The sequence below is a fragment of the Parabacteroides caecihominis genome (assembly GCF_023656785.1).
In the GTDB taxonomy this organism is placed as follows: Bacteria; Bacteroidota; Bacteroidia; order Bacteroidales; family Tannerellaceae; genus Parabacteroides; species Parabacteroides segnis.
This window is the reverse complement of sequence record NZ_JAMOKS010000005.1, coordinates 190945-203158: the sequence shown is the minus strand read 5'-3', so window position 1 is coordinate 203158 and position 12214 is coordinate 190945. Positions and strand designations below refer to the sequence as shown.

Here is a 12214-nt window from a genome sequence, read left to right as displayed (position 1 = left end):
ACTATATGAAAAAGATTATTAATACAATTGTTTTGTTGGCCTGTATATTGGGGTTAGGTTCGTGTAATGATTATCTGAATGTCGTTCCTGATAATATACCAACTATTAACCATGCGTTTAATAACAGGATTAATGCTGAGAAATATTTATTTACTTGTTATTCTTATCTGCCTGATCCTACCAGCCCGAATAAAAGCCCTGGATTCTTGTGTGGATATGAATCTTGGATAACAGAAGAAGGTACATATTATTGGGGTAGTTTGAATTCTTTTAATGCCGCGAAGATTGGGCAGAATTCTAATAATCCATTGTTAAACTATTGGGACGGGGGAAATGATGGTCATAACCTTTTTGTTGCAATCCGTGATTGTAATATATTTTTGGAAAATATAGATAAACCGGTTGATTTGGAAGAGTATGAAAAAATAAGATGGGTGGCTGAAGCTAAATTCTTGAAAGCTTATTATCATTATTATTTATTACGGTTGTATGGTCCGGTCCCTATTATAAAGGAAAATCTTCCGGTATCGGCCTCTCCGGAAGAAGTACGGGTTTATCGTGACCCGGTGGAAGATGTGGTTAATTATATTGTACAGCTGCTGGATGAGGCGGTTGTCGATTTACCGGATAATATTCAAACTGAGATAGAAGAGATGGGACGTGTTACGAAATCAATAGCATTGGCTTTGAAAGCGAAGACTCTAGTTTTGGCAGCCAGTCCTCTTTTTAATGGAAATCCTTATTATGCTAATGTGAAAGATAATCAAGGTCGAAATTTGTTTTCAACCGAATATGATGCTGGCAAATGGGAAATTGCTGCTAAAGCTTTGAAAGAAGCTATTGATTTTGCCGAAAGTCAGGGTGCTGAATTGTATTATTATAAAGGTTTTGATCCGGTAACCGATTCGACACGTCAAAAACTGAATATTCGTAAAGCAATAACTGAGCGATGGAATAAAGAGATAATCTGGGGATCGACCAAAGATGATAATTTCCTGCAAAAAGTATCTTTTGTAAGAACAAAATTGGATCAGAAAACAGAGGTAATGCTTTCTCTTATATCGCCAACTATTCGAACCGTAGAACGTTTTTATACCAATAATGGAGTTCCCATCAATGAAGATAAAGAATGGGATTATGAACATCGATACAATATCGTTGAAGTAGCAGAACAGGATCGTTATTATATGAAAACCGGTTATAAAACGGCAAAACTGAATGTCGCTCGTGAGCCGCGTTTTTATGCCTCACTTTCTTTTGATGGTGCCATTGTGTATGGAAATGGCGTGTTGGGGGATAATGATTATTCTAAATTGACGTATGCACAGATGAAAAAAGGCCAGCCGGGTGGAATGATTGCATCGCAGTGCTATTCTATCACCGGATATTTGCCAAAGAAACTGGTAGCTGTCGAAACTGTAGGAAATCAGGGATCTTTTACTTCTTATCGTTATTCATTTCCTGTAATCAGATTGGCGGATCTTTATTTACTGTATGCGGAAGCATTGAATGAAATAAAGTCTAATCCGGATGCGGAAGTATACCAATGGGTTGATAAAGTCAGGCTAAGAGCCTCTCTCAAAGGTGTGGTGGAGAGCTGGACAAAATATTCTACAATGCCGAATAAAGTCACTACCCGGGAAGGAATGCGTGAAATTATTCATCGCGAACGTTTGATAGAGTTAGCCTTTGAGGGAGAAAGCTTTTGGGATCTGCTACGTTGGAAAGAAGCTGCGGAAGAGTTTAAACAGCCGATACAAGGTTGGAATATCTCAGCAAGCGATACAGAAAATTATTATAAGATACAGACGTTGGTTAATCCTTCATTTGGAGTAAAGAATTATTTCTTCCCGATTAAACAGGCATCGATTGATGTGAATCCTAATTTGGTACAGAATTATGGTTGGGGTAGTACAAATTAAATTAGTGACCATATAATAAGGAAACGATATGAAACAATTATTTTATATTTTAATTGCATGTGCAGTTTTGCTGAGTGCTTGCAAACAAGAATATGTCGGACAACCAGGAACAGACTCGGTGCCGCCGGGTAAAATAGAAAATCCGAAGGTGGAAAATTTCCCGGGGGGAGCAAAGATTACTTACGATCTTCCTGATGATAATGATTTATTGTATGTGAATGCCGTGTATCAAATTAACGGAAAGGAGATGAATACCTCTTCTTCGATGTATAATAAAGAGTTGAAGGTAGAAGGTTTCGGAAACACGGATGAACAAAAAATTAAACTGTACTGTGTAGATCGGAGTAACAATATTTCTGAACCGGTAGAGGTCGCAATTCATCCGACTACCCCTCCGGTACAATTGGTCTATGAATCATTGAAGGTAAAAGAAGCTTTTGGAGGTGTACAAGTGGAGTGGAAGAATGAGACAGAAGCGGATATAGCTATCTATCTGATTGCAGCCGATTCCATAGGAGATTTTAATGTGGCCGATGTTGTCTATACGAGTACTGCGGAGGGAAAATATTCATTGCGTGGTTTTAATGATGAAGAACGCGTTTTCGGTGTCTATATTCGTGATCGCTGGGATAATTTTACAGATACACTTTCAAATACATTCACCCCTCTTTTTGAAATGGAAATGGATAAAGCGAAATGGAAGCGTGAAGAGCTCTTGGGAGATAATATGACAGATAATGGCTCTGGTTGGGCCTGGAATAAAATGAAAGATGGAATAACCGGTGACCAAGGCTGGCATACAGGCTCTGCTAAATCTCCCATGTATTTTACAATTGACTTAGGAGTGACAGCTAAGTTAAGTAGATACAAATTATGGCATAGGCTTGGTGATTGGGCTTATAAACATTTTAATCCCAAAAGATGGAACGTCTATGGAACAACTTCTCCTAAATATGAAAATCATGATGAAGCGTATTGGGTTGAAGGTGGATTCAAAGAGGACTGGCATCTGTTATTGAGTTGCTATTCTTTTAAACCATCCGGCGAGAATACTCCTATTACGAACGAAGATAAGGAGTATGCTGCGAATGGCTTTGAGTTTGAGTTCCCGTTAGATGCACCTCCTGTTCGCTATCTTCGTTTCTATGTACATGAAACATGGGGTGGAGCAGCTAATATACATATCTCAGAATTATCTTTCTGGGGGAAAGTTGTAGAAGAATAATTTATATAAATCTTATATTTATGAAAGCTGTAATAATAATATGTAGTTTGTTCGCATTGTTATTTGTATCATGCGATGGAATGAATGATAATATAAAAGAATATTTGGATCGAGGAGAAGTCGCTTATATCGGAAGAGTGGACTCTGCTAAAACAGCAGGAGGAATCAACCGGATCAAGCTTCTATGGAAAATAAATGCAGATCCGCGCATTGCTTCCTGCAAAATCTTTTGGAATGACAAACAAGACTCCGTTAGTTTCCCGATTGATAGAGGACAGATTGATAAAGATGGATATCTCTCTCATATTTTGGAAGATATGCCGGAAGGTACATTTATTTTCAATTTATACCATGTCGGGGTGGATAATAGCTTGTCTATAAGTAGTGAAGTTGAGGGTGCAGTTTATGGTGATATTTATAAATCGAACTTGAATCCGAGGAAGATCAGGTTGGTGGAATCACTGGCTGATAAAGTTAATCTATATTGGGAAGAAGGCGGAAATTCTTCGAATGTTTTATTCACTTATACAAATAGAGCAGGGGAAAAGAAGACGATCGATATTCCGGTATCAGAGACTGTAACTGTAATTGATGATTACGTGCTGGGGGGGGAATATTCTTATAAGACAATCTTTTTACCCGAGAAGGATGCGTTGGATCAGTTTGAGCTGGATTCTCCTGTCGATAAGTTTCCAACTTATTATGTAGGAGATGGTTCTTTGGATGACAAGTTTCCTGGATATCCGAAGTTTGACAGGACAACATGGAAAATAGCTGATTTCTCTTCGGAAGAACCGACTGGTGAAGGTGACAACGGTCACGCAGCATTGGTTATTGATAATGATCCTGCAACATTCTGGCATAGTGAATGGTCGGCAAGTACGGCCCAATTACCGCACCATATTACGATTGATATGAATGCTGTAAAGAACATAAAATGTGTAACCATTGCTAAGAGACAGGCTAATACGGATTTGAAGACCGCTCATGTTGAAGTCAGCACAGATAACCGTAGCTGGGAAATTGTCGGGAAAGTTGAATTTGAGAAAACGGCAGATCCGAATGCTAAAACGATTGTATTGGGAGAAACAAAGAAGGCTCGGTACATGAAATTAGTCATAACAGAAAGTCATCGTTCTCCGTCTGCTTCCATATCGGAAATATATGCGTTAGGAACAGAGTAACCTATAAATATAAAAGGTCAGGGGATGTCCTAACGGGCATCTCCTGGCTTTTGTTATAAAGGGAAAGGTCATCCTTATCTAAACAAGATTCTAACACGACACGCTAAGCCGGAGATGGCGTGTGAACTCCGGAAATGAGAATTGTTTTGGGACTTTCCATATTAGGGAAAATTTACGATTGAGGAAGTACACGACGTGCTCCATGGTCGGTTGCATCAGGTCCAAAGGAAGACGGTGTCAAGTCCAAAGGGAGACGACGTCGAGTCCAAAGGTTGATATTCTCTTTTGCAAAAAGTCCGGAATATATTTAAAAGATACGATATGGCATTTTTTAAGAAAATTCTGAAAAAACTAAACAACAAGTGGTATCCTCAGTCTGTAACTGTGGGTAAACCCGTGGCGACAAAAGAAGTGGCTGACCGCTTATCGCAGATTTCAACCGTGAGCCGTGCCGACGTCTACGCTGTCCTGATGGATTTGGCTGGTGTGCTGGCCGATTACATGGCACAGGGACGTAGTGTGAAAATAGATGGTTTGGGGACTTTCTATTACACACTTACCGCAGGTGGCAACGGAGTTGAATCTGCCGACAAAGTGAGCGCATCTCAAATCACCGGCGTTCGTGTTCGTTTCATCCCTGAAGCTACAAGAAAGACAGGTAGTAAGACGATGAACCGCTCGCTTATCAGCGACAACATCTTTTGGATGGAATTGAACACTGCACCCGAGACAACTCCTGAAGAAGGAGGTGGTGAAGATCGTCCGGAGATCGAGTGATCTTTCTCTGAATGTATGAAGAAAGTGTTGCAAAGTAACTGTCTTGCCTGTCGGAACGGAAGAAGTGCTTGCAACACTTTCTTTTTTTGATCGGAGTTAAATGTATAATAAGTGAGTAATCCTATTCGCAGAAATACCACCTAACTATCCGGAAATTTCCGTACTTTTGTCATCGGATATAATTTAATGAAAGGAATGTATTATGACAGCAATGGAACTGGATGCTCGTCGGATGGAACTTATCCGAAAGATTATGGAAACGGATAGTGTTGAAGTTCTTGATAAGATGAAACAATCTTTCAATCGGGCGGTTAAAGCGGCTCAAGCTAAGAACACGGAATCTATTCCTGGTGTCCCTTCTTCATTGGAAGAGGTAAAGCAGAATATTACGGCATTTGAGGCAGATCTTGATGCTGATATATTAGAAACGGTTTCGCATCAAGATGTGATGAAGGATGTACGACAAATGCTCGCTTCGTTATGACATGCGAATGGAAGAAAACTGCCATGGCAGAACTAACTAAAGCTACAAAATATTGTGCGAAAACATTTGGGAAAAGAGTTGCAGAGAAATTTCTTGATTCAGTAGACCATCAGATTTTACTTTTGGCTGGAAATCCATTGATGGGGATTCATGTTCCTGAATTGGATACATCGCGTCGCCAATATCGAACTTTGTTAGTTCATAAACTATTTAAACTGGTGTATTATGTGGATGAGAAGAAATCTGTATTTTATATCGTTTCTCTTTGGGATGTTCGCTGCGATCCCTCTACATTGATAAGCCGTATTCGTAGAAAGAAGACCTAACTATCCGGAAATTTCCGTACTTTTGTCATCAGTTTAAAACGAACAGACAAAAGCAATGAAATATCTGATAAAGGCCCCGGAAGAAAGACTTCGGGCTTCCGTACAACTTCCTGCTTCCAAGAGCATTAGTAACCGTGCTTTGATGTTGAATGCACTAAGTTATAGTCCGTATGATATACAGAACCTTTCCGATTGCGATGATACGGAAGTGATGGTTAAGGCATTAAATTCTAACAGCTGTGATTTCGATATAAAAGCTGCAGGGACGGCGATGCGCTTCCTGACGGCATTCCTTTCCAAGATTATCGGTGAATGGACGATTACGGGAACGGAGCGGATGAAAAATCGCCCGATCAAACTGCTGGTCGATGCACTGAACTCGTTGGGCGCCCGCATCGAATATATCGAGAAGGAAGGCTATCCCCCTTTGCGTATCTTTGGAAGTGCGTTGCAAGGAGGCGAGATTTCTCTGGCCGGAGGTGTCAGTTCGCAATATATTTCGGCTCTGTTGATGGTGGCGCCTTTGATGGAAAATGGCTTGACATTACATCTGGAAGGAAATATCATTTCGCGTCCCTATATCAATCTGACGTTACAATTGATGGAACAGTTTGGGGTGAAAGCTACCTGGAACGGCCAAACCATCAAGATTCTTCCCCAGGAATATAAACCGATTCGTTTTACCGTGGAGTCGGATTGGAGTGCCGCTTCTTACTGGTATGCAATCATGGCTTTGTCGAAAAATGCCGAAATAGAATTGCTGGGGCTTTTTAAGAACAGCCTGCAAGGAGATGCCGCCGGAGCAAAACTATTTGCTCAACTGGGTGTTGGTACGGCCTTTACAGACCGGGGCGTCATGCTGAAATATAACGGTAACGTGACAAAAAAGTTGATCTACAATTTTGTCAACGAACCCGATTTGGCGCAAACATTTGTTGTCACCTGTGTGTTACTAAATATCCCCTTCCGCTTCACCGGATTGCAATCGCTGAAGATAAAAGAAACCGACCGTATCGAAGCCTTGAAAACGGAACTTCGTAAACTCGGCTATCTACTGACCGACAGCAACGAAAGTATTTTGGAATGGAATGGGGAACGTTGTGAACCGGAGGCTGATCCGATTATCGCCACATACGAAGACCATCGGATGGCAATGGCATTTGCCCCGGCTTCGCTGGTATTGCCGAAAGGTCTTAAAGTGGCTGATCCGGAAGTGGTGACAAAGAGTTATCCAGCCTATTGGGAAGACTTGCGCAAAGCTGGATTTGGTATAACTGAAATTCAATAATAAAACGAACAGTTCCGGCAATTGACAATCCCAGGCGTTTGAACCACGCCCCCGTTTGTCAACTGTCAGCTGTCAATTGTCAACTGATATGTGGTATATTATCATAGCCGTAATCGTGCTGGGCGTTATTGCCGCCGTAGCCGGTTATTTCAGGAATAAGAAATTGCAGAAGATGCTGGAGCGCGGGGAGATCGCCGAAATCCCCGAAGCCCGTGAGATCCCGGAAGAGTGTTGCGGGCAGCATGAAACCTGCGAACGTGATAGTCTGCTGGCTGCCGTCAGCAAGAAAATCGAATATTACGATGATGAGGAACTGGATCGTTTCCGCGGACTGGAAGGAGATGAATATGAGGAAGAAGCCGTAAACGAATTTCGTGAAGTGCTTTACACCTTGCAGTCGGAAGAGGTCGCCGGATGGCTCCGCAGTCTCCAGCTTCGAGGATTAAATTTGCCCGATGCCTTGAAAGACGAAGCCTTCCTGATTGTCGGAGAACGGAGAATACATTGATAAACAGAACATGGATTTATTACAATATACTTTTTTTCAACACGCATTGATCGGTAGCCTCCTTACCGCGATCACCTGCGGTATCGTCGGAACCTATGTCGTTGCCCGCCGTCTGGTGTTTATCAGCGGGGGAATTACCCATGCCTCTTTCGGGGGACTGGGGCTTGGTTTCTATCTGGGTACAAACCCGATCTTGATGGCAATGGTCTTTTCCGTACTTTCCGCTTTCGGGGTGGAATGGGCGAGCAAGACACAGGATGTGCGTGAAGATTCGGCAATTGCCGGTGTCTGGGCGCTTGGAATGGCGCTCGGAGTGATTTTCATATTTCTTACTCCCGGTTATTCTCCCAATCTGTCTGCCTATTTATTCGGTAATATCCTGACGATCTCCCTGTCCGATATTATCTGGATAGCTGCTTTAGCGGTGGTACTGATCGCAGTCTTTTCCCTCTATCTGCGGGAGATAGTCTATGTCGCTTTCGATAGCGACTTTGCCAAGACGCAGCATATCCATGTAAAGTGGATCGAATATATGATGATGTTCTTTATTGCCCTGACTATCGTCCTTTCCATCCGGCTGGTCGGTATTATGTTGCTGATGAGCTTGCTGACTTTGCCGCAAATTACGGTGAATCTGTTCACTTCCGACTTTAAGAAGATCATCTGGGGGAGTATCGCCCTTGGTTTCCTGAGTTGTGTGGTGGGACTGGTTCTGTCTTATTTCCTGAATGTACCGTCGGGAGCTTTTATCATCCTGGTGCTGGTGCTGGTCTTTTTGATCCTGAAAGGAGTATTATTCTTTATGAAAAGGCAATAAAACAGGTTCTTCTCAGTTTATTATATGATAAAGAGTGCACATAATACGTGAAGAAAGGTTTTTACTATATAATTTCGATATTCGTGGTTCTCTTGCTTTGGTCGTGCAGTACGAAGAAAAACACCAAAGCAAGCCGGTTCTACCATTCCTTTACATCGAGATACAATATCTATTATAACGGAAAAACATCTTTTGACGAAGCCCTGAAATCTATGGAGACCGGCTATAAGGAGAGTTATTCCGAAATGATCCACATGTATCCGATCAGTGCACAGCCGAAAGATAAAAAGGAAACCGGCGGTCCCTTCGATCGCGCCATCGAGAAAGGCAATAAAGCCATAAAACTTCATTCCATCAAAGCCAAGCCGGCAAAGAAACCGGGTTGGCGTAACGATCCCAAACAACGTGCTTTGCAGGAACAGGAAGAATATAACCCTTTCCTGAAGAAATGCTGGCTGCTGATCGGACAGGGACAGTTTTATAATGCTGATTTCCTGCAGGCTTCTGCCACTTTTTCTTATATTGCCCGCCATTATTCCCATGACGAGGAAGTAGTGGCCGAAGCCCGTTTGTGGCAGGCCCGTTGTTATTCGGAAATGGATTGGTTCTATGAGTCCGAAGATATTTTGGGTAAACTGAATACCAATGGAATACCCCGCAAGAACCTGAACCAGTATGCCGCCGTTTATGCCGATTATCTGGTCAAGAGCAAACAGTATGAAGAAGCTATCCCTTATTTTAAGACGGCAATCAAATCGGAGAAAAGCAAACTTCAGCGTACCCGTATGAAATACCTGTTGGGACAGATCTATGCCGCGCAGGATCAGGACGGGCTCGCCTATAAAATGTTCAACGAAGTAGCCAAAGCCAGTCCTCCCTATGAACTTGAATTTGCGGCCCGTATCCGTCAGACGGAAGTGTTCTCAGGCGCTAACTATCAAAAGGTAGTCAAGATGCTTCAGCGTATGGCGAAGAGCGATAAGAATAAGGATTACCTGGATCAGGTTTATTATGCCCTCGGAAATGTTTACCTGAACCGGGAGGATACGGCAAATGCCATAAAGAATTATGAATTGGGTATCGAAAAGAGCACACAGAACGGACTGGAGAAAGCTATCTGCCAGATCAAACTGGGCGATATCTATTTTACCATGCGTGATTATGTAAAGGCTCAGCCCTGTTTCAGTGGCGCATTGTCCGGTATCCAAAAAGAATACAAAGACTTTAAGCGTGTGTCGAAACTTTCGGCAGTCCTGGACGAACTGGTCGTACATGTGGAAGCCGTCCATTTGCAGGATAGCTTGCAGACCCTGGCAAAAATGCCGGAGACGGAACGTTTGGCTGTCATCGACAAAATCATAGAACAGGTAAAGAAAGAAGAAGAAGAGGCCAAGGCTTTGGCTGAGAAAGAGGCTTATCTGGCTGACCAGGCTGCTAAAGGAACGGGTATTAACCGTCCTGGGACAGAAACCGGCGGTATCGTTCTCCCGACTGCATCGGGCGGGACTTCTTTTTACTTCTATAATCCTTCGACCGTATCGCAGGGTAAGGCACAGTTCCAGCGTAAGTGGGGACGTCGTACACTTGAGGATAACTGGCGTCGGCGTAAAAAAGAAATGTCGACCTTCAACGAAGATGCTCAGGAAGAGGGTGAAATGGCGGAGACAGCAGCCGGAGCCATCGGACCGGACGGTCAGCCTTTGCCGACCGACTCGCTGGAGGCCGGTTTGCCGGAGGTTGCTGCCGATGACCCGAAATCACGTGAATATTATTTGCAGCAGTTACCTTTTACGCAGGAAGATGTGGATGCCTCGAATATAATTATTGAGGACGGATTGTATAATATGGCGATGATCTATAAAGATAAACTGGAGGATCTGCCTTTGTCGATCGAGGCTTTTGAAGAGCTGGAACGTCGTTTTCCGGATAATTCGCATCGCCTGGAGAGTTATTACCAGGTCTATCTGATGGCCCTCCGTACGGGTAATACCTCTTTGGCTGCCGAGTATAAGACGAAGATGATCAATGCCTTCCCGAATGAGGATTATACGATCGCGATCTCTGACCCGAATTATGAATATAATATACGTATGATGGATTCCGTACAGGATTCGATCTATCAACAGACCTATAATAGTTATCTGGCAAGCGATACCGTTACCGTGCGTCGGAATTTCCGCGATGTCAGTGTCAAATATCCGTTGGCAACCCTGATGCCGAAATTTATGTTCCTGGATGCGTTGACTTATGTACAAGCCGGTGATGCCGAAGGTTTCAAAACGGCCTTGAAAGCGTTGGTAGAGAAATATCCGACAGCCGATGTGACGGAGCTGGCAGGTGAGATGCTGAAAGGTATCCTCCGCGGCCGTACCCTGATGCAGGGCAGCGTGACCGGTATGACTTGGAACCTGCGTTTTGGTCTGGGTGAAGACGGTTCTTTGTCCGCAGCCGACTCAGCACGTACATTTACTGCCGAGCCGAATACTCCTTACCGTATGATCTTGATGTATCCGACCGGAAGTGTGGATAAGAACCAGTTGCTGTTTGCTGTGGCAGCTTACAACTTTGCCAACTTTATGGTGAAGGAGTTTGATTTGGCCTTTGAAGAAGCCGGCCCGATGTCAATGCTGAACATCAGCGGTTTTACAGGTATAGAAGAAATCCTGCAATACTATAAAATGATTTATGGTAAAGACGGTTATGCCCAGGCTCTGGATAAAAATGTAGCTATCCTTCCGATCTCTGAGGACAATTACGAAACATTGATGCGAGGTAAGACACTGGAAGAATATATCAACTTCTTTGAAGAAAACTTTGGCGATAAAGCCCCGGAACTGGCAACACGTTGGAATAATCGTATGCTGGTGGAAGAAGAAAAAGTGAAAGAAGCCGAAGCAGAAGCAGAACTTCCGGGCGAAGATCAACCGGGCGAAGCAGTTCAACCGGAAGATGAAGCCCCGGCAAAAGAAATCAAGTCGGTACGCAGAAAAGAAGCTGAGGCAGAAAAGAAAGAAGAAGCTGAAAAACCGGTAGAACAGGTTGCTCCGAAAGATACTGTCATTCCGGAGATATCCGTTCCTGATACTGTTGTCAATGTTCCGGCAATTGAAGCTCCTGTCGATACGGTTTCCGTACAGCCGGCTGTTTCCGATACTGTTGCGGTTGTTTCTCCTCAGGATACTGTCCCTGCCGTTCAGTCACAGGAGGAACGGAAAGAGCTTACATTAAAAGAGATAGAAGCAATCCGCAAACGTGAAGCCGCAGCCGAAGAAGCCCGTAAGGAAGCTGACCGCAAAGCATTCGAAGCACAACAGAAAGCCGAGAAAGAATTGCAGGAGCAGAAAGCCAAGGAACGTGCTGACTTGCTGAAAAAGCAGGAAGAAGAAGAAAAAGCCCTTCTGAAAGCGAAAGCCGACCGTGAAAAGCAGCTTGAGCAGGATCGTAAGAATAAGTTGAAACAGGCTGAAGCCGACCGTAAAGCGAAGCTGAAAGCCCGTGAAGAACTTCGCAAACAAAAAGAGCGCGAATACAAGGAAAGGCTCAAACAAAAGGAAAAAGAGCGTAAGCAGAAGGAAAAAGAGTATCAGGAAAAACTGAAAGCAAAAGAGAAAGCCCGCCGCGAAGCACAAAAAGCGAAAGAGGCGGCAGCACGTAAGAGGTGATGATAAAAAGTCTTCACTATG

Annotated in this window: 10 protein-coding genes; all 10 read left to right on the top strand. The window is 43.3% G+C overall.

Annotation, left to right across the window (positions count from 1 at the left end):
* Positions 1–5 precede the first annotated feature (5 nt).
* The 10 genes from NBH14_RS05700 to porW all read left to right on the top strand — a co-directional run bounded on the left by NBH14_RS05700 (position 6) and on the right by porW (position 12193).
* Positions 6–1922, top strand: a complete 1917-nt coding sequence (locus tag NBH14_RS05700) for a RagB/SusD family nutrient uptake outer membrane protein (RefSeq protein ID WP_186958669.1) — start codon at positions 6–8, stop codon at positions 1920–1922.
* Positions 1923–1950: 28 nt separating this feature from the next.
* A complete protein-coding gene (locus NBH14_RS05695) occupies positions 1951–3147 on the top strand; it encodes a DUF5000 domain-containing lipoprotein (RefSeq protein ID WP_186958668.1) in 1197 nt (398 codons plus the stop codon).
* A 20-nt stretch (positions 3148–3167) separates the two neighbouring features.
* Positions 3168–4331 carry a DUF4998 domain-containing protein gene (locus tag NBH14_RS05690; protein ID WP_186958667.1) on the top strand — a complete coding sequence of 388 codons (1164 nt, stop codon included), beginning with the start codon at positions 3168–3170 and terminating at the stop codon, positions 4329–4331.
* 321 nt (positions 4332–4652) lie between these two features.
* Positions 4653–5108 (top strand): HU family DNA-binding protein, encoded by a 456-nt coding sequence (locus tag NBH14_RS05685; protein WP_186958666.1) that lies wholly within the window; start codon positions 4653–4655, stop codon positions 5106–5108.
* A 202-nt stretch (positions 5109–5310) separates the two neighbouring features.
* Entirely contained in the window at positions 5311–5592 is a 282-nt protein-coding gene (locus tag NBH14_RS05680; RefSeq protein ID WP_122326950.1) for a hypothetical protein, read from the top strand.
* Positions 5589–5918, top strand: a complete 330-nt coding sequence (locus NBH14_RS05675; protein WP_186958665.1) for a type II toxin-antitoxin system RelE/ParE family toxin — start codon at positions 5589–5591, stop codon at positions 5916–5918. The genes NBH14_RS05680 and NBH14_RS05675 overlap by 4 nt, the downstream gene beginning before the upstream one ends.
* A 55-nt stretch (positions 5919–5973) precedes the next feature.
* Positions 5974–7206, top strand: a complete 1233-nt coding sequence (locus NBH14_RS05670; protein ID WP_186958664.1) for a 3-phosphoshikimate 1-carboxyvinyltransferase — start codon at positions 5974–5976, stop codon at positions 7204–7206.
* 88 nt (positions 7207–7294) lie between these two features.
* Positions 7295–7714, top strand: coding sequence for a phospholipase (locus NBH14_RS05665; protein ID WP_186958663.1), 420 nt, complete (start codon positions 7295–7297; stop codon positions 7712–7714).
* Between the two features lie 10 nt (positions 7715–7724).
* A complete protein-coding gene (locus NBH14_RS05660) occupies positions 7725–8531 on the top strand; it encodes a metal ABC transporter permease (RefSeq protein ID WP_186958662.1) in 807 nt (268 codons plus the stop codon).
* 47 nt (positions 8532–8578) lie between these two features.
* A complete protein-coding gene (gene porW, locus NBH14_RS05655; protein ID WP_186958661.1) occupies positions 8579–12193 on the top strand; it encodes a type IX secretion system periplasmic lipoprotein PorW/SprE in 3615 nt (1204 codons plus the stop codon).
* Positions 12194–12214: the final 21 nt, after the last annotated feature.